Raw genomic sequence first — 22,843 nt, forward strand, 5'->3', positions numbered from 1 at the left:
AACCGCGCCGCCCGGCCGCCCCGCTACCGGACGCGGGAGGCCCGTCGCGCCGTGGCGGCCACCCGCCGGGCCGTGTCCTCGGTGAGGTGGCCGTCGGCCGCCCGGGCGCGCGCCGTCCGCGTCACGAGCTGGACGAGGGCACGCTTGGTGCGGAGGGACCGGAGCGGCCGGTCCGCGGCGCGTCCGCGTCTGTGCCCTGCCGCTCGCCCGCCGCGCGGGACGGGCGCGTGCGGGGACCGAAGACGGCCAGCACCACGGCGCCCACCATCCAGCTCCCGGCGATGAAGTAGAAGACGCTCTGGTAGCCGCTGCTGTTGTAGAGGGCCGCGACGATGAGGGGTCCGGCGGCGTTGGACAGCCGTCCGAGACCGTAGGAGATGCCCGTACCCAGGGAGCGGCTGCGGGTGTCGAACAGCTCGGGGGAGTAGGCGTAGCCGAGCGCGGTGTAGCCCCGCTCGAAGAGGTTGACCAGGAAGCCGAAGACGATGATGAGGACCGGGTTGAAGGTCAGCCCGTACAGCAGGCCGCACAGGGCGATGACGGTGCCGAAGGCGACGAGACACCACTTGCGCTCGAACCGGTCGGTGACCAGCGCGGCCAGGTAGGAGCCCAGCGGCGCGCCGACGGTGGTGAGTGCCACGTAGAACACGGACTTCTCGACGCTGAAGCCCTCCTTCGACAGCAGCGTCGGCGCCCAGCTCGAATAGCCGAAGAAGCCGATGGTCTGCGTCACCCACAGGACCGTGAGCAGCAGGGTGGGGTACAGGTACTTCTTCTGGAGGAGCATGCGCAGCGGCTGCTTGGTGATCGGCGCCTGCTCGATGGGGGCCGCGGGCTCGGGCAGCGGGCCCTTCTCCGCCGCCACCCGCGTCTCGATCTCCCGCAGCACCGCGTCCGCCGTGGCGTGGTCGCCCTTGCTCTCGTACCAGCGCGGCGACTCCTTCAGATGCCGGGTGAAGAGCACGAGGAGGATGCCGAGGGAGCCCCAGAGGTAGACCAGGCGCCAGGACCAGTCGGTCAGCGGCACGACACCGCTGGCGATGAGGTTGGTGGCGGGGGTGCCGCAGATGCCGATGACGATGGCGTACGCCTGGTACTTGCCGCGGACGCGGGCCGGATACATCTCGTTGACGTAGATGACGGCCACCACCGTCATCGCCGAGAGGCCCGCGGAGGTGAGCACGCGGAAGACACCCAGCGAGACGATGTCCCAGGAGAAGACCGAGATGAACGAGAAGATGCCGAACGACATCGTGGTGTGCAGGAGGGCCCGTTTGCGCCCCAGCCGGTCGGCCAGGGCACCGGCGACGATCGAGCCGAAGAACATGCCGACGAACGACAGTGAGGTCACATAGGCGACCTGATCCACCGTCACGCCCCACAGGTCGATCAGCTTCGGTGCGGTGGTGGCGAAGCTGTTGATGTCAGCGAACTCGAAGAAGTAGGCGAAGGCGATGGCCAGGAGAGTGGTCTTGTGGAACCGGGAGACCGGAAGCCGGTCGAGCCGGTTCTGCGAGTTCGCGTGCTGTACGTGCTGTACGTGTGGTGCGTGCGGTACGGGCTGCATGTGAGGGACCGTTTCGGGGAGCTCGGTGGGGCGGGGGATCAGACGGCTTCGTCGGGCCAGTACAGGCGCATCGGGTTGTCGACGAGCAGCTTGTGGCGCTCTTCCTCGGTGCGGGCCACCTGTGCGATGCCGTCGACGAGGAGCCCGTCGTCGGGCATGTGCCCTGTGAGGTTCGGGTGCGGCCAGTCGGTGCCCCACAGGACACGGTCGGGGAACTCCTCGACGACGCGGCGGCCGAAGGGGACGACGTCGGTATAGGAGTGCCTCTGACCGTCCAGGGCCGAAGGCCCGGTGACACTGAGCCGCTCGGGGCAGGTCACCTTGACCCACACGTCGTGGTGCTCGACGAAGCGCAGGAAGCGGGAGAACTCCGGCCCGTCGGACGGCCGGGTCACATCGGGGCGCCCCATGTGGTCCACCACCAGCGGGGTGGGCAGCGCGCCGAAGAAGTGCTCCAGCTCGGGCAGGTCGGCGGCCTCGAAGTACAGGACGATGTGCCACCCGAGCGGTGCGACCTTCTCGGCGATCGTGCGCAACTGCTCGGTGGGCGCGGCGTCGACCAGGCGCTTCACGAAGTTGAACCGCACACCGCGCACACCGGCCGCGTCCAGGGCGCGCAGTTCGTCCTCCCCGGTATCGGGCCGTACGGTCGCGACGCCCCGCGCCCGGCCCCCGGACGCGGAGACGGCGTCGAGCATGGCGCTGTTGTCCGCGCCGTGGCAGGTGGCCTGCACGATGACGTTGCGCGCGAAGCCGAGGTGGTCGCGGAGCGCGAACAGCTCGTCCTTGCCGCCGTCGCAGGGCGTGTACTTGCGTTCCGGCGCGAAGGGGAACGTCGCCTGCGGGCCGAAGACGTGGCAGTGGGCGTCCACACTTCCGGGCGGCAGGGCGAGAGCGGGCTCGGACGGCTCTGGGTACCAGTCCAGCCAGCCCGGTGTCTTGGGGGAGAGGGCGCTCATGACGGCTCCTTGGCGCGGTGCGGTGCAGTGCGGTGGGGTGCGGTGCAGTGAGGTGAGGTGCGGTGCAGTGAGGTGAGGTGCAGTGCGGGCTGTGGTGTGCGGGTCCGGGAAACGGGGTGTGCGGCCGCACGGCCGCGCGGGCCCGTCGCGACGTGTGTGCCGGGGCGGTCGCCGAGGCCGGTGGCCCCGGAGAGCCGGTCCGGGGGACCGGCCCTGGGAGGGGATCAGTCCAGGTAGCGCAGGCCCGCGGCCTTGAGCGGCTCGCGCATCCCGTACATGTCGAGGCCCAGCTCGCCCGCGGCCAGCCGCTCGCGCTTGCGCGCCTCGTTCTCCTCCCGCCGCCGCGCGGCCTCGGCGGTCTCGGCGACTCGCTCGACGGGGACGACGACCACACCGTCCGCGTCGGCCGCCACCACGTCCCCGGGACGAACGAGCGCGTTGGCGCAGACCACCGGCACGTTCACCGAACCGAGCGTGGCCTTGACCGTCCCCTTGGAGTTGACGGCCCGGCTGAAGACCGGGAAGTCCATCTCCTGGAGGTCGGCCACGTCGCGGCACCCGCCGTCGATGACCAGGCCCGCACCGCCTCGCGCACGCGCCGAGGTGGCGAGCAGGTCCCCGAAGAAACCGTCCTCGCACTCGGTGGTGCAGGCGGCCACGAGCACGTCGCCCGGCTGGAGCTGCTCGATGGCGACATGCATCATCCAGTTGTCGCCCGGCTGGAGGAGGACGGTGACCGCGGGCCCGCACAGCCTGGCCCCGGGGTAGACGGGCCGCACATAGGGGCGCATCAGGCCGAGGCGTCCCATGGCCTCGTGCAGCGTGCTGACACCGTAGGGCGCGAGCGCCTCGACGTCCGGGCGTGCCGGGCGGGTGATGCTGCGGTGGACGACTCCGAGTTCGTGCATCGTGCTCTTCCTTCTGGTCAGCGGCCCTGACGCCGCAGCAGCGCGTCCAGGCGGGGGTATACGGAGCGGGCGTTGGTCTCCTGGATGGCTGACAGGTCGTCAGCGGACAGCCCGGCCGCCTCGGCGTAGCGGCGTGTGTCGTCGAAGTGGTGGCCCGTGTCCGGGTCGACGGAGCGCACGGCGCCGATCATCTCCGAGGCGAAGAGGATGTTCTCGGCGGGCACGACCTCGAAGAGCAGATCCGAACCCGGCTGGTGGTAGACACAGGTGTCGAAGAAGACGTTGCCCAGGACGTGCTCCTCCAGCGGCGGCTTGCCCAGCGCCATCGCCAGCCCGCGGAAGCGGCCCCAGTGGTACGGGACGGCGCCGCCGCCGTGCGGGATGATCAGGCGGAGGGTGGGGAAGTCCGCGAACAGGTCGCCCTGCACCAACTGCATGAAGGCCGTGGTGTCGGCGTTGAGGTAGTGCGCGCCGGTGGTGTGGAAGGCCGGGTTGACGCTCGTGCTGACGTGGACCATCGCCGGGATGTCGTACTCGGCCATCTTCTCGTAGAGCGGGTACCACGAGCGGTCCGTCAGCGGCGGCGCGGTCCAGTGCCCGCCCGAGGGGTCGGGGTTGAGGTTCACCGCCACCGCGCCGTACTCCTCCACGCACCTGACCAGCTCCGGGACACACGTGGCCGGGTCGACGCCGGGGGACTGCGGCAGCATCGCGGCGGGGACGAAGCGCTCCGGGTAGAGCCTGCTGACGCGGTAGCACAGCTCGTTGCACAGCGACGCCCAGGCCGACGAGGCGGCGAAGTCGCCGACGTGGTGTGCCATGAACGACGCGCGGGGCGAGAAGACCGTCATGTCGATGCCGCGCTCGTCCATCAGCCGGAGCTGGTTGGGCCCGATGCTCTCGCGCAGCTCGTCGTCGCTGATCCGCAGCTCCGCAGGCACGGGTGCGACCGCCGGGTCGGTGAGCCCGGCGATCTGCCGGTCGCGCCATGCCGCCAGCGCGGGCGGCGCCGTCGTGTAGTGACCGTGACAGTCGATGATCATTGCTGTTCCTCGTGCTCTTGCGGGGCGGGCGCGGGCCGGGTGAGAGGGCGGTCGCGCCCACGGCGTGGGGTGCGTACGGGGCGGGCGGGACGAGCGGGGCGGGCGGGACGGCCGCCCGTGGACGTGCCGCGCTCCGGCCCCGGTGCCTCCCTTGAGGGGGTCTCCCTTGAGCGGCTCGCATGCCAACCTAATCGCCGACTAAATTGTTGACAATGCGTTCGACGGTAAAGTTTCACCCGGTCCGAGCCGGGCGGGTCCGTCCGTCGCGCGCACCCCGTAAGTGCCGGAACACCCCAGGTGAGGCGCGACGGCACCCGTGCGGGACGTCCCCCGCGCCGATCACCGCGGCATCGGCAATTTCACCTGTTTCCCGCGATGTCCCTGGCAGGGTGCGGGGCTCATGCGCCACCGTCTCCAGGTGCGGGGCACCCCATCCACCCCCTCGGATCAAGGGAGAAGCCCATGCGATTACGCACCGCGATGCTCAGCGTCCTCCTCCTGGTCGGCGCGCTGACCGCGGCGGTCATCGGCCCGGGCGGCGCGAGCGCGGCGCCCGGCTCCCCGCCCGCAGCGCTGGGCGGCTCAGGCCCCTACTCCGCCGGTTACGAGACCACTCTGCGGCTGACGAACCACACCATCTACCGGCCCGACACCCTCCCCTCGGACACCAAGCTGCCGATCGTCGCGTGGGGCAACGGCGCCTGCCGCGCGGACGGCACCTGGTTCGAGAACATCCTCACCGAGTGGGCCTCGCACGGCTTCCTCGTCATCGCGAACGGGCGCCCTGGCGGCTCGGGGTCGACCAGCTCCGACATGCTCACCGACTCCATCGACTGGGCGATCGCGGAGAGCTCCCGTCGCACCAGCAAGTACTACGGCAAGATCGACACCATCAAGATCGCCGTGATGGGCCAGTCCTGCGGCGGCATCGAGACCTACGAGGTGGCCGACGACCCCCGTCTGACCACCGTGGCCCTGTGGAACAGCGGGCTGCTCAGCAACACCCAGGACTCCCTGCTGCGCGGACTGCACACCCCGGTCGCCTACTTCGTGGGCGGCCCCACCGACATCGCGTACGAGAACGCGATGGACGACTGGAGGAAACTGCCGTCCGGCCTGCCCGCCTTCATGGGCAATCTGGACGTAGGGCACTTCGGCACCTATGACGAGCCGAACGGCGGCGAGTTCGGCCGGGTCGGCGGGCACTGGCTGAAGTGGCAGCTCAAGGGCGACACGGCCAGCAGGGCGCAGTTCGTCGGGTCCGACTGCGGCCTGTGCTCCACCGAATGGGACGTGCAGCAGAAGAACCTCGGCTGACCGGCGCTTCCCGGCCTCCCGGCAAGCACCTTCGTGTGCGTCTCCGCCGGTCCCCGCGCGCCCACCCTCCGCGGGAACGCGTTGGCAACCCCTCCGTGCAAGCGGAGAGTTGTCTTCTGGCAAGATCGTGCCCCTGACAAGGGGTCGGCTGTGAGGGCTCGTGCCGTCCAGCCGCCCAGCGGGGACATAACGGGGAAAGTGAGGAAAGAGATGCGCACGTGGACTCGTGCCGTTCCGGCGGCTGTGGGCGCTGTGGTGCTGGCGGTGGCCCTGACCGGCTGCGGTGCCTCCAGCTCGGGCAAGAGTAAGGGCGGCTCCTCCGAGTCGTCCGCCTCCGGCGGCAGTGCGGAGTCGGAGGACTCGGAGGACCAGACGAAGTTCACCCTGGGTGAGACGAGCCCGATCCAGGTGAGCGACGAGAGCGCGTCCAAGGGCGCCGAGTACACGGTCACCCCCACGAAGGTGGAGACCGGCACGAAGGCCGACATGGACAAGTCCGGCCTGGAGAAGGACAAGAAGGACGGCCCCCAGGTCCCCGTGTACGTGTGGTCCACGATCACCCACGAGAGCGGCAAGACCATGGAACTCGGCGACATGGACGACGATCTGATCGTCAAGACGGACAAGGACGAGCGCACCAAGGCTCTCATCGTCATCATGGGCGAGGCCAAGTGGCCGAACTGCCCGGCGACCGACACCACCAAGAAGGTCAGCGCGGGCCAGACGGAGAGGATTTGCAGCGCCTTCCTCATCCCGGAGGGCCAGAAGGCCGCCGCCGTCGAGCTGAGCCGTGGCTACACCAAGGCACCGCTGGAGTGGTCGCTCAGCGGCTGAACCTCAGCCGGTGAGTGGCTGAGCCTCCACCGGGCAGGATCCGCGTCCCCCTCCGGGGACCCGGCGAGCCCGGTGACGGTGGCGGTGTCGTGAACGTCGTGCGGCAGTGCGCGCACCCGGGAACGCGGGGTGCGCGCACTGTCGTTCTGGCGGATGACGCCCGCTCCCGGCCGGAGGGAGGGGAGAGCCGGGCAAGGGCCCGGGACAGAGAGGCGGGACGCGGTGGGACGGACGAACAGTGCCCTGACGGGTACGGGGGCGGGGACCGGCGCGGCAGGAAGATCCCCCCGGCGCGGCGGACGCGGCGGACCGCGTGCGCCCCGTTCCCCCGACCGCTGGACCTGGGGGACCGACGCGAAGGGCCGCACCCCATGGACCCGTGGACGTGTGCTCGCCGTGCTCGCGGTCCTCGTCGCAGCGCTGCTGGTGTGCCACCCGGCCGTCCCCAACGGGGTGGGCCGGCTCGGCAGCCTGCTGGAGGCGCTGCTGCCGTGGCTGGGCCTGGCGGTCCCGGTGCTGTTCGTCCTGGCGCTGCTGCGCCGTTCGTGGACCGCGCTGGCCGCGGTGCTGGCGCCCGCGCTGGCGTGGGCGGGCCTCTTCGGCGCGCTGCTCCTGCCCGTCGACGGCGACGAGGGCAAGGACAAGGACGAGGGCAAGGGCAAGGGCACGCTCGGCATCACGGCGGTCCAGCACAACGTGAGCGACGTGAACCCGGACCCGGTGGCCACCGCGAAGGCCCTGGCCGCGGCCGGGCCGCAGCTCATCGCGCTGGAGGAGGTGACACCTTCCGCGCTGCCCGGCTACGAGAAGACGCTGGCGTCCGACTACCCCCACCATGTGGTCGAGGGCACCGTCGGGCTGTGGTCGAAGTACCCGCTGACGGACACGCGCGCCGTGGACATCAGGCCGCGCGGCTTCGGCGCCGACTGGAACCGCGGCCTGCGCGCGACGGCGCGGACACCGCGGGGCGAGGTCGCGGTGTACGTGGCCCATCTGCCCTCGGTCCGCTTCGGCGCGGGCGGCCTCACCTCAGGGCCCCGGGACGAGAGCGCCGGGCTGCTGGGCACGGCGGTCGCGGCGGAGCGGCTGGAGAGGGTGCTCCTGCTCGGCGATCTGAACGGCACGGTGGAGGACCGGGGCCTCGACCCGCTCACCTCGCGGCTGAACACCCCGGAACGGGGCTTCGCCTTCAGCTTCCCCGCCGGGTTCCCCGCGGCCCGGATCGACCAGGTCATGGCGCGTTCGGGGACCGTGGCCAGCGTACGGACCCTGCCGGCCACGGGCAGCGACCACCTTCCCGTCTCGGCGCGCGTCGAGCTGGCGCCGCGCTGACCGTCGTCGCGAGTCGCTGCGGTGTCCGCCGCTGCCCGGCCGCAGGGGCCGAGGGCAGTGCCCTCGGCCCCCACCGCGCGACGGGGTCAGGGGTTGTCCAGGTCGAAGTCGGCCGCCTCCCGCAGGTTCTTGAGGGCGTCGCCGGGGAGCAGATAGCCGGTCAGTACGTTACGTGTGTCGGCGCGGCGGACGCCGGAGACATAGCCGCTGTGCGAGCGGTAGAGCTCGTCGAGCTGTGCCTTGTCGAAGGGGCGGTGGGTGCCGAACAGGACGCAGAAGGTCTCCCCCGAGTTGTCGCCGGTGTTGAGCGCGATCGGCGTCTCGACCTGGGACAGCCTGATGCCGCCCCGGGCCAGCCCCAGTTCGTCCCTGGCCTTGCTGCCGTCGGCGGTGAACTCCAGCGCGGGTGCGGACGGCGGCTCGACGCCGCGTTCGGCCCACCGCGTCAGATGCCCGTAGGCGGCGGCGATCACATGGTGGAGCGGGGCCCTGCTGAAGGGCGGCTGGTCGCAGTCGTAGGTAGGCGCCTCGCCGAGGTCGCGGGCGAGGATCGACGCCCGGTACTCCTGGCCGTGCCAGCCGGAGTGCGCGGTTCCCGCGACCTCCCAGCGCCGGTACCGGTCGTCGTCGGGACGTCGCGCCGGACTGCGGACGTCGGTCTCCGAGAGCACGTGGAAGACCGGTTCGTCGCCCTTGCGCGAGGGCGCGGTGCCGACGATGTTGGCGTAGGCGTCGAAGACGGGCTCCGTATTGGGCAGGACATGGTCGTAGTAGACCGTCATCCGGCCCGCGGACTGTGAAGCACCCACGGCCAGCACCGTCTTGGCCCGCAGCGGCCCGAGAGGCGCGACGCCCGCACGGGAGCGCAGGGCCTTGCCCGCCTGCGCGAACACGTCGTAGGACAGCTCGTCGGCGTTGAAGCGGCCCTCTCCGGTGACGTCGAGGCCGCCGTAGCGCGCCGGGCTCCAGCCGCGGAGCTGGTTCACGCCCACGCGCTGGGCCGACACACCGACCCAGGCATAGCCCTCGCGCATGATCTGCTCGGGCGACCACAGGGCGTCGATGTCGTACCCGGCCGTGACGTTCTGCCATTCGGTGAGCACCGTGCCGTTGAAGCGCGCGGGGTCGGCGGGGCGGCGGACGACGATGCGGGTGGTGTAGGGGACGTCGGAGGCGACGGCCTCGCCGCTGGTGCTGTAGCCGTCGGCCTCGCCCGACAGAGAGAACTCCTCCTCCACGTACCCGGCGGCGGCCAGATCCGAATCGGTGGACATCCAGGGGTAGGTGTCCTCCACGTCAGGGGCCTTCGGATCGCCGGGTACCGTGCCGGGAACGGGCCCCTGGACAACCGGCACCCCGGTCGCCGGGGGTGCGGAGGACCGGGGGACGGCGTCGGCCACCCCACCGGTCAGGGTGGCGGTGACCAGTGCGGCCAACAGGATCCGGGATGCTCTGGGCCATGCGCTCATGCGCGTATGTCTCCTCTCGTCGTGTCGTCGTGCCGTGGTGTGGCGTCGTGCGATGTGTGTCCTCGCGTGGAGCGTGTGTGCGTACGGGGTGTGCGGTTGTCCTTGTCCGTGGAGGATGGTGAGCGGAGAGCGGGGCGTCATCGGCTGAATCGCCGGTCCTGGGCGCTCCCGTCCGCATCCGGACGGGTCCGTGCGCCGTCCGGGGCCGTCGGCGGAGGGGGTGGGGACCGTGGTGGACGTGGCGGAGCCGCGCGGGTACGGAGGTGGGCTCGACGGGCTGCTGCGCGAGGTGCGACGTCAGGCGTGCCGTGCGGACGAGCCGGACGTCCAGAAGGTGCTGGACTGGGCGCACCGGCACACCGGCGCGCACATCGCACTCGTCACGGAGAACGGGGAGAGCGGCGAGGACGGAGAGGCGGGTTCGGCTACGCCGAGGTGGTGCACAGCGGGCTTCCCCTCGGAGGTGCTGCGCCGGGTCGCGCCGCTGCTCGCCCGGTTGTCCGGCGGCAGCCTGGCCGCCGCCGCGACCGAGGCCGGGGGTTGGCACGTGCGCTGCGAAGCCCTCGGTACGCGAGAGCCGCGGCTGCTGCTGGTGGCCGCAGCCCGCTCTGCGCCCGGTCCGGAGGAGAGCGCGCTGCTCTCGCACACCGGCAGCGTCATCACCCTCCTGCGCCGCGCCGAGGACGGCGAGCGGGCCTGGAGCGGCTTCCAGCAGAAGGCGCGCCAGGTGCGGTTCGCCGTGCTCACCGCGCTGATGGCGGGGGAGCCCGCGCTGGCCCGACGGATGACGTTCGGCGCCGTACCGCCGCTGCTGGAGGCCGGGCGATTACGGGTCCATCTGCTGCACTGCCCGCCCGCCGAGCGCGAGCGGATCGTCCGGGCGCACCAGGACCCCTCCGGCTACCACGGCGCGGATCTCATGGTGCAGTGCCCGGCCTTCAAGGAGCACCTGATCTGTCTCATCGCCGACGCCGCCGACGGCACCGATGACATGGGCGGCGCCGACGGTACGGACGGCACCGGCGACCAGAACCCGGACGGCCGGGTCGGCCCGGACGGCCCGGACGGCCCTGACGGCCCTGACGGTCCGGCGCACGGTGGCGCCGGGGCGCTGCACCGCCTGGTGCGCGACAACCCCGGCTACGCACTGGGCATCAGCGGCACGCACGCGCTCGACGCGACGGCCGGGGCCTACAGCCAGGCCGCCCACGCACTGGCCGTCGCCCGCACCACACCGGGCCGCGTGGCCGCCTACCAGGGCCGGACACCGCTGGGCGGCGTCCTCCCCGGTGCGCCCGCCCTCGCCTGGGCCCGCGCCGTACTGCGCCCGCTGGACCCCCTTCCTACGGTCACCCGCGATGTCACCCGCCTGCTCACGGCCGCACCCCGGTCGGCGGTGGCCCGGCTGCTCGGGCTCAGCCGCAACACCGTCACCGCCCACATCAGACGCGCGGAACGGGCCCTGGGCATGGACCTGAACGACGTCCGCTCCCGCGCCGCCCTTCACCTGGCCCTCGCCGTCACCGGCGCCCGCGCCGTCCCTGAGCCGGGCGAGGAGCAACGGCCCCCCGCGCTGGAGGACTTGTTGCGCACCGAACGTGCCGTCGCGTGGGCCCGGACATTCCTCCGGCCCCTCCGCGACCCGCAACGCCGCACACTCCAGGCGTGGATCGACGCCAACACCGACGCCCAGCACGCCGCCCGCCGCCTCGGCATCAGCCGCAACACCGTCCGCGCCCACCTGCACACCGCCGAAGCCGGACTCAGCCGCGATCTGCTCACCACCGGCGCCGGCACCCACGACGTCGTCCACGCGCTGCGCATCACGGCGATCCGGTCCGACTGAGCACCGTGCACAACCAGCCCCCGGAATTGAGCACTGTGCGCATTGGCCACGGGGACGGTGCGTTCTACGGTTTCCACGACGGACGGACCATCCGTCGCACGGGAAGAACAGCGACTCCCGCCCGGGGAACGGGGGAGGGAACGGCCACCCGCACCGCGGCGGCCGTTCCGACGGTTCGAGACCCCGGACGGGAGCGCTCTTCCCCGGAGTTCGTCGGCCCCGGACTGACGGAAGTGGCGAAGGACACACGCGGGGCCTGTCCGATCGTTCAGGGCTGACCGATCGGACAGTTACTGTTGGGTCATGGCACGCTCCGCATCCGCCCTGCGCGGGCACATCCTGGAGGCGGCCCTCGCACTCTTCGTCATCCACGGGTACCGGGGAACGTCGCTCCACGACATCGCCTCCGAGGTGGGCTGTTCGAAGGCATCGCTGCTCTACCACTTCACCAGCAAGGACGCGATACTCACCGAGCTGCTGACACCGGCCGGGCAAGGACTCACCGAACTCGACGCGAGCCTCGCCGGGCTGACGGGCGATCAGGCGGTCGAGGCGGCCGTGACCGGCTATGTGGACCTCGCGCTGCGTTACCGGCGCGAGGTCAAGCTCCTGTTCAGCGACCTCCCCGAGATGCTGAACAACTCCGCGCTGTCCGGAATCCCCGGCCTCACCGAACGGCTGCTGGCCTCGCTGGCCGGTCACAGCACGGAACCCGAGGCGCTGGTGGGTGCCTGGATGGTGATCGGTGCGGTCTTCGTGACCAGCGCCAGTGATGTGCCGGTACCGGACGAGATGCTGCGTGACCAGATGATTTGCAGCGCCCTGCGGGCGCTCGACCACCACCCCCGGTGAACCTGCAACAGAGAGATATCTTCTGTAATGGCGACCTTGCTGCACCGGCTCGGCCGGTTTTCCTTCCGCCGCCGCGGGCGCGTAGTCGCGCTCTGGCTGCTGCTGCTCGCCCTGCTGGGCGGCGCCGCCGCGGCCTTCAGCGGTCAGACCACCGACCAGTTCGAGATGCCGGGCACCGAGTCCCAACGGGCCATGGACTCCCTCAAGAAGGAGTTTCCCCAGGCCAGCGGAGGGACGGGCTCCATAGTCATCGCCGCCCCCAAGGGTGAGAAGCTCACACCCGCCGACGTCGCCCCGGTGGTCGAGCAGGCCGCCCGCGTGGACGGCGTCACCGCGGCCGTCGACCCCTTCAAGGCCAGGTCGGTGTCCCCCGACGGCCGCTACGCCCTCGTCCAGGTCCAGTTCGACACCGGCGCCCAGGAGGTCACCGACGCGCAGCGGGCCGACTTCGAGAAGGCCGGAGCGGACGCGAAGGGCGTCCAGGTCGAGCACGGCGGCGAGGTGATGACCAACAAGGTGGAGGTCGGCTCCACCGAGATCCTCGGCGTCCTGGTGGCGGCCGTGGTGCTGGTCATCACCTTCGGCTCGCTGGTGGCCGCTGGCATGACCCTGCTCAACGCCCTCATCGGCGTCGGTGCGGGCATGGCGGGCCTGTACGCGCTGAGCGGTGCCATCGAACTCACCAGCACCGCGCCGATCCTGGCGCTGATGCTCGGGCTGGCCGTCGGCATCGACTACTCGCTCTTCATCACCTCCCGCTACCGAAACTTCCTCACCGAGGGCGTCGAGCCCGAGGAGGCGGCGGGCCGTGCCGCCGGGACGGCGGGCTCCGCGGTCGTCTTCGCCGGTGCCACCGTGGTCATCGCCCTGGCGGGCCTCTCCGTGGTCGGCATCCCCTTCCTCACCGTCATGGGCCTGGCCGCCGCCGGTACCGTCGCGCTGGCCGTACTGGTCGCCCTGACCCTGCTGCCCGCGATCCTCGGCTTCGTGGGACAGCGGGTGCTGCCGCGCAAGCAGCGCGACGCTAAGCAGGACAAGCAGCGCGACGGCGAGGAGCCGGGCGACGGCGGCAGCGCCGCCAAGGAAGCGTTCGGCTTCCGCTGGGGCCGCACCGTCCTGCGCGCCCGCATACCGCTGCTCCTGGTGGGCGTCGTGGGCCTGGGCGCCGTCGCACTGCCGACCCAGGACATGCGGCTGGCCCTGCCCGACGCGGGCACAGCCGCCAGCGACTCCCCGGCGCGCAAGGCGTACGACCTCACCAGCGAGGGCTTCGGCGAGGGCTTCAACGGACGGCTGCTGGCGGTCGTCTCCGGCGACGACGCCAAGTCGACGGGAGCCGCGGTCAAGCAGGTCGCTGCGGAGATCAAGAAGACCGACGGGGTCCTCACGGTCGCCCCGCCGCAGCTCAACAAGGAGGGCACCACCGCGCTCCTGGCGGTCATCCCCAAGGAGGGCCCCACCGCCTCCGCCACCGAGGACGCGGTCAATGACATCCGCGAACACGTGGCGGCCGTCAAGGGCGCCGAGGTGTCCCTGACCGGCATGACGGCACTGGGCATCGACGTCTCCGAGCAGTTGGCCGACGCCCTTCCGGTCTACCTGCTGCTGGTGGTCGGCCTGTCCATCCTGCTGCTGATGCTGGTCTTCCGCTCCATCCTCGTCCCCATCAAGGCGGCGCTCGGCTTCCTGCTCACCGTCGGTGCCACCTTCGGCATCACCGTCGCCGTGTTCCAGCAGGGCCACCTCGCCGACCTCGTCGGCCTCGACACCTCGGGGCCCCTGGTCAGCTTCCTGCCGATCCTCCTCATCGGCATTCTCTTCGGCCTGGCCATGGACTACGAGGTCTTCCTCGTCTCCCGTATGCGCGAGGACTATGTGCACGGCGCCGAGGCGTCCCAGGCCACCGTCAACGGCCTGGGCCACAACGGGCGTGTGGTGACCGCCGCGGCGCTCATCATGACCTCGGTGTTCGGCGGCTTCGTGTTCATGGAGGACCCGATCATCAAGTCGATCGGCTTCGCACTGGCCGTGGGTGTGCTGGTGGACGCCTTCGTCGTCCGCATGACCCTGGTGCCCGCGGCGATGTCGCTCCTCGGCCGCGCCGCCTGGTGGCTGCCGCGCCCCTTGCAGCGGGCCCTGCCCAACCTCGACATCGAGGGCGAGAAACTCCAGGAGCGGCCCGTGCCCGCACAGCGCGAACGGGAGGACGTACGGGTCTGAGTGCCCGTCAGAGAGCGGGGCGCGGACGCCGCACTTGACGTACCACCCCTGACACGCCCCCTGACGCACCACCCCTGAGAAACCGCCCTCGCGGTGAGCCGCACGACGACGGCCCACCGCGAGGGCGCACTCATGTGACGCGCCGCGGCACTCACCGCTGCCGCGCGGAAGACGCAGTCGAAGCCGAGCCGAACAGAGCCTTGTCAGTGGAACAGGCGGGGCTCTATTCTGCGCGGGCAGAAAGCGCTTTCCGACGTGAAGGCTCGTATCGACGGAGGCGACCGCCGAGACGGGCGCTATGGCCGTGCGCGTGAGCTGCTACGGATCACAAGCGCCGCCACAAGTATGGCCGAACAGCGCAGTGCACAGGCAACGGCATGGGGAAAGCGCTGTCATGACACATGACGGTCCGTCATGGCGATCTCGCAATCGCCGCTGACGAGTTCGGAGTTCAGGGTTCGAAGGCCAGGACCGCGGCGCGATCGCCGGTCCGGCCCGCGAGGAGAAGCGCACTCACATCCGGGGCGGCCGGGCCGCCACCGGGTGGCTGGTCGGTGGACGCGATCCGGCCACCTGAACGGCCGCGGCAACGGCACCCGGCAATCGACGACGAATGGGGAGACCAGGATGAGAAGACCAGTCGCACCACGACTCTGCGCGGTCCTGACGGCGGTGGCCCTCGCGGGCGTGACCGGCGCGGTCGTGTCGACGCCCGAGGCGTCGGCGGCAGGCGGTGCCTCCGGCTACGCGTCGCAGAACGGCGGGACCACCGGTGGCGCGGGCGGGCAGACGGTACGGGCCAGCACCGGTACCGCGATCCACGCGGCCCTGTGCAACCGCGCGAGCAGCAGCACCCCGATCACCATCGAGGTGCAGGGCACCATCAACCACGGCAACACCAGCAAGGTGTCGGGCGACAGCTGCAACACCGCCTCCGGAGTGATCGAGCTGAAGCAGATCAGCAACGTCACGCTCGTCGGCGTCGGCAGCGGTGCCGTCTTCGACCAGCTGGGCATCCACATCCGCGAGTCCCGCAACATCATCATCCAGAACGTGACGGTCAAGAACGTCAAGAAGTCGGGCTCGCCCACCTCCAACGGCGGTGACGCCATCGGCATGGAGTCGAACGTCCGCAACGTGTGGGTGGACCACGTCAGCCTGGAGGCCTCGGGCGGCGAGGACGAGGGGTACGACGGCCTCTTCGACATGAAGAACAACACCCAGTACGTGACGCTGTCCTACAGCACCCTGCGCAACTCCGGCCGTGGCGGGCTCATCGGGTCCAGCGAGAGCGACGTCTCGAACGGGTTCGTCACCTTCCACCACAACAAGTACGAGAACATCGACTCCCGCGCGCCCCTGCTGCGCGGCGGCATCGCCCACATGTACAACAACCACTATGTGAGCCTGAACGAGTCCGGCATCAACTCCCGTGCCGGGGCACGTGCCAAGGTGGACAGCAACTACTTCGAGGACTCGAAGGACGTCCTGGGCACCTTCTACACCGACGAAGCCGGATACTGGCAGGTCAGCGGCAACACCTTCGACAACGTGACCTGGTCCAGCCCCGGCGACGAGAACAACCCGGCGGGTCCCAATCCGGCGTCCAACACCTCGGTGAGCATCCCCTACTCCTACAGCCTGGACCAGACGAGCTGTGTGCCCAACATCGTGAGCAGGACGGCGGGAGCGGGCAAGGGGCTCGCGGAGTCGAACGGCAGTTGCTAGCCGGCCGTACTGCCCTCCGGCCCGCGTGCGGGCCCGGACACGGGTCCTGATCCGACCGGCTCCGCGCCCCACCGGAACCGTCATCCGGTGGGGCGCGGCGCTCGCGCGAGCCGTCGGACCCGAGCCGTCAGACCGTGGCGGCCGCCTCGGTCTTCTCGTCCGCCCCGGCGCCCTCCTTGGCGCTCTTGCGGGGGACCGTGCCGAGGGCCTTGATGCCGAGCCGGAGGCCGGCGAGGGCGACGCTGTCGCGGACGGCGCCGTGCAGGACGAGACCCGCCCATCCGTTGTCCTGGGCGGCGCCAGCGATGAGGTCGCCGACCAGCGCGGTGCGCAGGGAGCCGCCTCCGTCGACGACGAGGACGGCGCCGTCGCCGGGGGTGCGGAGCAGGCCGCGCAGTTCGCGTGCGGCCGCGCCCGCGCCGTCCAGCACGGGTACGCCCACCAGCGCCGCGAGCGCTTCGCGTGCCGGGGTGAGCGAGTACTGCGCGAGCAGCACCGCGTCGACGCCGGTGCCTCCGGAGGCGCCCTCGACGGCGTGCAGGGCCTCGGCCAGATGGCGGGCCATCGCCTCGGGGTCGTCCGTCGCCGCCGCCTCTTCGCTCAGCGCTGACACGACGTCGAGCGGTCGGCCAGCGCGTACCGAGGGGATGAGCGCTTCGAGCTGGCCGAAGGCGGCCGGAACGGCGGGAGGCGTGGAGGCGACGACGGCGATGCGCCGGTACGGTCCCGCCAGCGCGGCCTTGAACATCGCCTCGTCGGACTTCAGGGCGGGCACGTCCCGCAGCGCGCGGGCGGTGTCCACCACCTCGCCGTAGGAGGAGCAGGTCAGCAGGAGGGCCTGCGCGCCGCCGTCCATCACGTGGCCGATCAGGCGCAGCATGCGGCGGTGCGGGACATCGGTGAGCCCGCCTGCCGAGCGGGCGTCGTCCAGCAGGCGGTCGTCCAGCACGTTCCAGACCGTGGCCTGCGGGAACTCCCGCGCGAACGCCTCCTGGGCGATACGGTGCGCGGTCGGCACGGCGTGGATCATGGCGACCAGAGGGTGGGGTTCGATTACCGGCTTCTTCCTCTTCGCGGTGGGCGGGGACCGGCAAGGGTCCCGACCACGGGCCCGCGGCCCGCTCCGGTCGGCGCGGGAACGCCTCGTGACAGCGGGGAAGCAGGTCCGGGATGGGGGAGCGGCAGCGCTTCGGGGCGGGTGCCGCGCCGCCACTGTAGACGTGACCGGTAAACCGGAAAACCGGTTGCGCTCGTGTGGGGCCGCGAGGCGCCGGAAGCGGCCCGGCGCGTCGCCACATCCCGCCGCTTCCCGCACCCGCTTTCCCGCACCCGCTACCCCTTGCGCTGCTCCGGGGCCTTCATCAGGCGCCGGGACGCGCCCTCCATGTGCCGCGGGCCATCGCCGCGCGGGCGGCCTCGGCGTCGCCCTGCGCGACCGCCTCGTAGATCGGAACGTGTTCGCCGTAGGCCACCTCGCGGGGCCGGACCGTCCCGGTGTGCTCCACCCAGCCGCGCTGGATCATCGCGCGCATGCCCTTGAGCATGTCCCGCAGCACCGTGTTCGCGGCCAGTTCGCCGAGGGCCGCGTGGAAGGCGGTGTCGGCCTCGGGGAACTCCTCGTCGGGGCACTCCCGCATCCTCGTCAGCCGGTCCCGCAGCAGTTCGACGCCCGCCTCGTCGCGCGCCCGCGCGGCCAGACCGGCGACGACCACCTCCAGCTCGGCGCGGGCCCGCACCATGTCGCGAGCGCCCCGTTCGCCGAGGACCAGCCCCCGTTCGAAGAGGCGGTAGAGCGCGTCGGAGTCGGTGCCGCGGAAGTACGTCCCGCTCGACTGCCGGATCTCCAGCAGGCCGAGGAAGCCGAGCGACTTGATCGCCTCGCGCACGGTGGGCCGGTTCACCCCGAGCATCTCGGTCAGCCGCCGCTCCGACGGGGTGCGGTCGCCGGGCTGGACCTCGCCGGACATCAGATAGTCGATCAGGCGACGGGAGACCTCGACTTCCAGAAGCACGCGCTGCGCTGGGGCGTCCTCGTCTCCCTTGCCTGCATCGTCTTCGCCCTCGTCACCGGCGCCATCAGCGTCACCTGAGCGGGGCGCGGTACGCCGAGCCCCCCCAGGTGCGGCCCCGCGAGACGGACGATGCGCGGGGGCCGGGAGGACACGGAAGGGCCGAGGGGGCTCTGGTGTGCGGGCGGGGGAGCCGCTACGTTCCCAAGTGAGGCATCGGAGCGCCGGGTTCCGCTGTGCGGACGGCGTTCTCGTGCCGTCCGTCACCAAGAAGCCCCCGCCCCCCGGAGCCGACATGTCCAGAAGACGCTCGTCCTTATCCGGCCTGCTGCTCGCCCTCGCGCTGCTGCTGTTCTCGCCCGCCGCCACCGCGGCACCCGCCCCGGCCCCCAACCCCGCCTCCGCCACCGAAGCGGCCGACACCGGCCGCGTGCCGCTCGCCGAGGTCACCGCGACCACCACGCAGGTCGCCTCGGGGCTGCGGCGCCCCACCGCCGTCGTCGCCCCCGACGACGGCACGGACCGGCTGTTCGTCGTCGAGAAGCCCGGCCGGGTCCGCGTCTACCACCCGGAGACGGGACTCGCCGAGGAACCGCTGCTCGACCTCACCTCGCGCATCGACTCCTCCGCGAACGAGCGCGGGCTGCTGGGCATCGCGCTCGCCCCCGACTTCGCCGAGAGCCAGGAGCTGTACCTCGCGTACACCGCGCTGCCCGACGGTGCCGTGACCCTCGCCCGCCAGCGGCTCGACGGCAGCGACCCCGAGGTGCTGCTCAGCCAGGAGCACGCCGAGTACGGGAACCACAACGGCGGCCAGCTCGCCTTCGGGCCCGACGGATACCTGTACTGGGCCATCGGCGACGGCGGCGGCTCAGGCGACCCGTTCCGCAGCGGCCAGCGACTCGACACCCTGCTCGGCAAGATCCTCCGCCTGGACGTCAGCCGCTCCTGCGGCGACCTCGCCTACTGCGTCCCCAAGGACAACCCCTTCGTCGGCAAGGAGGGCGCCCGCGGCGAGATCTGGCTGTACGGAGTGCGCAACCCCTGGCGGTTCTCCTTCGACCGCGCGGACGGTTCGCTGTGGATCGGCGACGTCGGGCAGGGCCGCTGGGAGGAGATCGACCACCTCGCGCGCGGCGAGGGCGGCAAGAACCTCGGCTGGTCCTGCTACGAGGGGTGGGAGGTCTTCGACGAGACCCACTGCCTCCCCGGCGAGAAGCACACCGCACCGGTCTTCACCTACTCCCCGTACACCGGCGGCTGCTCGGTGATCGGCGGCACCGTGTACCGGGGCAAGGAGTACGCGGACCTCGTGGGCGGCACCTATCTCGCCACCGACTACTGCTCCAACACCGTGTGGGCGCTGCGCTCCGACGGTGAGGGCGGCTACGAACAGGCCGAGATCGGGGAGATGCCCACCCAGGTCACCTCGTTCGGCGCCACGGTGGACGGCGAACTGTACGTCGTCAACGACCTGCCAGGCGGCCTGCACCGCGTCTCCTTCGACAAGCGCACCAGCACCTGCCGGGTCGCGTACTCGGGGAACGCCTGGGGCACGGGCCTGAAGGGCGAGATCACCCTCACCAACACCGGCACCACCCCGGTCAGCGACTGGCAGCTCGCCTTCAACGTCGCGGGCGGCCAGAGCGTCAGCTCGGGCTGGGGCGCCACCTTCACCCAGAAGGGCAACGCCGTGACCGCGGACGGCGCCTCGTACAACGGGACGATCGAGCCGGGGGAGAGCGTCGAACTCGGCTATCTGGCCGGTCACGCCGGAAACACCTCACCACCGACGGGCTTCGCCCTGAACGGCGGCAACTGCGTCGTCGCCGACGACTGACAACGCAGCAGATGTGCGTGCATGGCCCCGCCCCACAGACGAAATTTTGACGACACGGCCGAGGCCCGCGACGCCTCACCCGCTGGTCCGGCACCGGATCAGCGGGTGAAGGCGACGGAGGCCGCCAGGTCCTTCTGGGCTTCGAGCGCGCCGAGCCGTTCGGTGAGCGCGGAGTGGACGGCCTCGTAGGTGTCGGAGCCGAGCGCCAGGCGCAGCGGCGGGTCCGGGTGCCGGGTGGTCTCGTGGATGACGGCGGCGAGCTTGGCCGGGTCGCCGGTGAAGACGCTCTCGTCGGCCGACTCCAGGAAGCGCCGCGTGCGGCCGACGGCGTTGTCGCGGTAGGCGTCCGTCTCGACGGTGTAGCGCAGGGCCGAGCCGAAGCCGGTGCGGGTGGCGCCCGGCTGGACCAGGGTGAGGTGGATGCCGAAGCCGGAGACCTCGCGGCTGACGCTCTCGGTGAAGCCCTCCAGCCCCCACTTGCCCGCGTGGTAGGCGCTGTGCGTGGGGCTGCCGACCTGGCCGCCCAGGCTGGAGATCTGGATGATCCGGCCACCGCCCTGCTCGCGCATCGGCTTGAGGAACGCGCGGGTGATGAGTATCGGGGCGAGCAGCAGGACTTCTATCTGGTCGCGGATCTGCTCGACGGTCATCTCCTCGGCGGCGCCCACGACCGCGTATCCGGCGTTGTTGACCACGACATCCACCCGTCCCGCGCCGAGGGTCCTGCCGATCACCTCGTCGACGTCGGCGGGCCGGGCGACATCGAGGATCTCGACGGTCAGCCGGTCGCCGTACGTCTCGCGCAGGCCGTCCAGGGCCCCCGCGCCGCGGACCGTGGCGGTGACGTGGTCGCCGTGCCGGAGAGCGTGCTCGGTGAGGTGGCGGCCCAGGCCGCCGGAGGCCCCGGTGACGAACCAGCGGCGCACGCCCTGCTCGGCGGGGGAGGAGGCAGGGGCGGAGGCGGGACTGGACATGGGGGCTCCCGGAGTAGAGTGGTAACGGAATGCGTTCCGGTTAGAGGTTAAGCGGAACACGTTCCGGAAAGCAATCGAGGACAGGCGCCGGAGGAACCCCCATGCCCGCCACCCCCCGCCGGACCAGGAGCGACGCGCTCCAGAACCGGGAACGCCTCCTGGAGGTCGCCGCGCAGGTCTTCGCCGACGAGGGGCTGGAGACCGCGCCCGCGGCCATCGCCAAGCGGGCGGGCGTCGGCGTCGGCACGCTCTACCGGCACTTCCCGACGAGGGAGGCCCTCATCGACGCCGCCTACCGCCACCAGCTCACCAGTGTGTGCGCGAGGGCGGCCGATCTCCTCGCCGAGCACCCGGCAGCCGAGGCCACCCGGAAGTGGATGGAGCACTTCCTCGACTACGCGACGGCCAAGATCGGCATGTCCGCCGCGCTCAACGCGGTCATCGCCTCCGGCGTCGACCCGTACGCCGACAGCCGCGCGCTCCTCACCGACGCCGTCGAAGCGCTCCTCAAGGCCGGGGCGCGGGACGGCAGTCTGCGCGGCGACGTCACCTCCGACGACGTCCTGTTCCTCATGGGTGGCGTCGCCTACTCCGTGCAGTACGGCACGCGCGAGCAGGCCCGTCGGCTCGTCGGCCTGCTCATGGACGCGCTGACGAAGGACCCGGGGGGCCCGGAGGGCCCGGCCGTGAACTGACGCCAGACCGCCCGGCCCGTCCCCGCTCTGGCGGCCCCCGCCGACGGCCTCCCTCAGCCGCTCCCTCAGCCGCTCCGGCGGGCGTCGAGCCGGGCGTTGAGACGGGCGGCCTGACGCGTCAGATGGTCGCGTTCGGCGAGGTCCGGCGCCTTGTGGGCCGCCTCGGCGTACAGCCGTGCCGCCTTCGCCTCGTCGCCGTCGCGCTCGTGGAGGTAAGCGGCCACGGCGGTGTGGCGGGGCAGGGAATCGTCCAGCGCCGCGAGCGCCGCCAGCCCCGCGCGCGGCCCGTCGGCCTCCCCGACGGCCACGGCACGGTTGAGCCGGACGACGGGACTGCCGGTCAGCCGCACCAGTTCGTCGTACCACTCGACGATCTGCACCCAGTCCGTCTCCTCCGCGGTGAGCGCGTCGGCGTGGAGCGCCGCGATGGCGGCCTGGGCCTGGAACTCGCCCAGCCGGTCGCGGGCGAGGGCCGCCTGAAGGGTCGCGACACCCTCGGCGATCGACTCCGTGTCCCACCGCGCGCGGTCCTGCTCGGCGAGCGGCACCAGGCTGCCGTCGGACGCGGTACGCGCGGCGCGCCTGGCGTGGTGGAGCAGCATGAGGGCCAGCAGCCCCGCCACCTCGGGGTGGTCGATCGAGGCGGCGAGCTGCCGGGTGAGCCTGATGGCCTCGGCGGCGAGGTCGATGTCGCCCGAGTAGCCCTCGTTGAAGACCAGATACAGGACGCGCAGCACGGTGGCCACGTTGCCCGGCTGGTCGAACCGCACATTCGAAACGGTGCGCTTGGCCCGGCTGATCCTCCCCCAGCCTTCGGCCGGGGGCGCCCCCTGCGCCATCGTCGCCTCCGGCACGAGGTACGCCTGGGAGATCTGACGGGTGGTCAGCCCGCCCACGGCGCGCAGCGTGAGCGCGACAGCGGACGACGGCGTCAGCGACGGATGGGCGCACAGGAAGTAGAGCTGGAGCGTGTCGTCCACCGCGGGCGCGGGCCCCGGCGCCGGCTCCTCGTCGACGAGGTCCTCGCGCCGCCGCCGGGCGGCGTCCGCACGGGTCGCGTCGAGGAACCGGCGCCAGGCCACGGTGACCAGCCAGCCCTTCGGGTCGCGCGGCTCGCCGTCCGGCCAGACGCGGACCGCCTCGACCAGCGCCTCCTGCACGGCGTCCTCGGCTGCCGCGAAATCGGCTCCGCGGCGGACGAGGATTCCGAGCACACCCGGGGTGAGGCTCCGGAGCAGGGCCTCGTTCAT

Annotated in this window: 17 protein-coding genes and 1 pseudogene; 9 read left to right on the plus strand and 9 right to left on the minus strand. The window is 71.6% G+C overall.

Annotation, left to right across the window (positions count from 1 at the left end; genetic code table 11):
* Positions 1 to 121: 121 nt before the first annotated feature.
* From ACYVOO_RS20530 to ACYVOO_RS20545, 4 genes are all read right to left on the minus strand, one after another.
* Positions 122 to 1,567, minus strand: a complete 1,446-nt coding sequence (locus ACYVOO_RS20530) for an MFS transporter (protein WP_461017108.1) — start codon at positions 1,565 to 1,567, stop codon at positions 122 to 124.
* A gap of 38 nt (positions 1,568 to 1,605) precedes the next feature.
* A complete protein-coding gene (locus tag ACYVOO_RS20535; RefSeq protein WP_461017109.1) occupies positions 1,606 to 2,526 on the minus strand; it encodes an amidohydrolase family protein in 921 nt (306 codons plus the stop codon).
* Between the two features lie 224 nt (positions 2,527 to 2,750).
* Positions 2,751 to 3,434: a 4-carboxy-4-hydroxy-2-oxoadipate aldolase/oxaloacetate decarboxylase gene (gene ligK, locus ACYVOO_RS20540; protein WP_461017110.1), complete on the minus strand. Its 684-nt coding sequence runs from the start codon at positions 3,432 to 3,434 to the stop codon at positions 2,751 to 2,753.
* A gap of 17 nt (positions 3,435 to 3,451) precedes the next feature.
* Complete coding sequence (locus ACYVOO_RS20545; RefSeq protein WP_461017111.1) at positions 3,452 to 4,477, minus strand: amidohydrolase family protein; 1,026 nt, start codon at positions 4,475 to 4,477, stop codon at positions 3,452 to 3,454.
* Between the two features lie 462 nt (positions 4,478 to 4,939).
* Between ACYVOO_RS20545 and ACYVOO_RS20550 the strand changes: the two genes are divergently transcribed.
* The 3 genes from ACYVOO_RS20550 to ACYVOO_RS20560 all read left to right on the plus strand — a co-directional run bounded on the left by ACYVOO_RS20550 (position 4,940) and on the right by ACYVOO_RS20560 (position 7,960).
* Positions 4,940 to 5,794 (plus strand): alpha/beta hydrolase, encoded by an 855-nt coding sequence (locus ACYVOO_RS20550; protein WP_461017112.1) that lies wholly within the window; start codon positions 4,940 to 4,942, stop codon positions 5,792 to 5,794.
* 210 nt (positions 5,795 to 6,004) lie between these two features.
* Positions 6,005 to 6,628 (plus strand): hypothetical protein, encoded by a 624-nt coding sequence (locus ACYVOO_RS20555; RefSeq protein WP_461017113.1) that lies wholly within the window; start codon positions 6,005 to 6,007, stop codon positions 6,626 to 6,628.
* 387 nt (positions 6,629 to 7,015) lie between these two features.
* A complete protein-coding gene (locus tag ACYVOO_RS20560; RefSeq protein WP_461017114.1) occupies positions 7,016 to 7,960 on the plus strand; it encodes an endonuclease/exonuclease/phosphatase family protein in 945 nt (314 codons plus the stop codon).
* A gap of 86 nt (positions 7,961 to 8,046) precedes the next feature.
* Here the strand turns inward: ACYVOO_RS20560 and ACYVOO_RS20565 are convergent, their stop codons facing one another.
* A complete protein-coding gene (locus ACYVOO_RS20565; protein WP_461017115.1) occupies positions 8,047 to 9,429 on the minus strand; it encodes an alpha/beta hydrolase domain-containing protein in 1,383 nt (460 codons plus the stop codon).
* A gap of 238 nt (positions 9,430 to 9,667) precedes the next feature.
* Between ACYVOO_RS20565 and ACYVOO_RS20570 the strand changes: the two genes are divergently transcribed.
* The 4 genes and pseudogenes from ACYVOO_RS20570 to ACYVOO_RS20585 form a co-directional block, all read left to right on the plus strand.
* Complete coding sequence (locus ACYVOO_RS20570) at positions 9,668 to 11,275, plus strand: helix-turn-helix domain-containing protein (RefSeq protein ID WP_461017116.1); 1,608 nt, start codon at positions 9,668 to 9,670, stop codon at positions 11,273 to 11,275.
* Between the two features lie 303 nt (positions 11,276 to 11,578).
* Complete coding sequence (locus tag ACYVOO_RS20575; RefSeq protein ID WP_461017117.1) at positions 11,579 to 12,127, plus strand: TetR/AcrR family transcriptional regulator; 549 nt, start codon at positions 11,579 to 11,581, stop codon at positions 12,125 to 12,127.
* Positions 12,128 to 12,154: 27 nt separating this feature from the next.
* A complete protein-coding gene (locus tag ACYVOO_RS20580) occupies positions 12,155 to 14,347 on the plus strand; it encodes an MMPL family transporter (RefSeq protein WP_461017118.1) in 2,193 nt (730 codons plus the stop codon).
* A gap of 627 nt (positions 14,348 to 14,974) precedes the next feature.
* A pseudogene (locus ACYVOO_RS20585) lies at positions 14,975 to 16,072 on the plus strand (pectate lyase family protein); the annotation flags it as partial.
* Positions 16,073 to 16,202: 130 nt separating this feature from the next.
* Here ACYVOO_RS20585 and ACYVOO_RS20590 read toward each other — a convergent pair.
* Both ACYVOO_RS20590 and ACYVOO_RS20595 read right to left on the minus strand, forming a co-directional pair.
* Positions 16,203 to 17,105: an RraA family protein gene (locus ACYVOO_RS20590; RefSeq protein WP_461017119.1), complete on the minus strand. Its 903-nt coding sequence runs from the start codon at positions 17,103 to 17,105 to the stop codon at positions 16,203 to 16,205.
* 331 nt (positions 17,106 to 17,436) lie between these two features.
* Positions 17,437 to 18,087 carry a FadR/GntR family transcriptional regulator gene (locus tag ACYVOO_RS20595; protein ID WP_461017120.1) on the minus strand — a complete coding sequence of 217 codons (651 nt, stop codon included), beginning with the start codon at positions 18,085 to 18,087 and terminating at the stop codon, positions 17,437 to 17,439.
* A 292-nt stretch (positions 18,088 to 18,379) separates the two neighbouring features.
* Here ACYVOO_RS20595 and ACYVOO_RS20600 point away from each other — a divergent pair, with 292 nt between their 5' ends.
* Positions 18,380 to 19,924 (plus strand): PQQ-dependent sugar dehydrogenase, encoded by a 1,545-nt coding sequence (locus ACYVOO_RS20600; protein WP_461017121.1) that lies wholly within the window; start codon positions 18,380 to 18,382, stop codon positions 19,922 to 19,924.
* 98 nt (positions 19,925 to 20,022) lie between these two features.
* Here ACYVOO_RS20600 and ACYVOO_RS20605 read toward each other — a convergent pair whose 3' ends face one another.
* Positions 20,023 to 20,898 carry an SDR family oxidoreductase gene (locus ACYVOO_RS20605; RefSeq protein WP_461017122.1) on the minus strand — a complete coding sequence of 292 codons (876 nt, stop codon included), beginning with the start codon at positions 20,896 to 20,898 and terminating at the stop codon, positions 20,023 to 20,025.
* A 101-nt stretch (positions 20,899 to 20,999) separates the two neighbouring features.
* Here ACYVOO_RS20605 and ACYVOO_RS20610 point away from each other — a divergent pair, with 101 nt between their 5' ends.
* Complete coding sequence (locus ACYVOO_RS20610) at positions 21,000 to 21,593, plus strand: TetR/AcrR family transcriptional regulator (protein ID WP_461017123.1); 594 nt, start codon at positions 21,000 to 21,002, stop codon at positions 21,591 to 21,593.
* 65 nt (positions 21,594 to 21,658) lie between these two features.
* On the opposite strand, the gene ACYVOO_RS20615 is transcribed toward ACYVOO_RS20610, so the two are convergent.
* Complete coding sequence (locus tag ACYVOO_RS20615; protein WP_461017290.1) at positions 21,659 to 22,843, minus strand: RNA polymerase sigma factor; 1,185 nt, start codon at positions 22,841 to 22,843, stop codon at positions 21,659 to 21,661.

It is taken from the genome of Streptomyces daliensis, assembly GCF_054782395.1.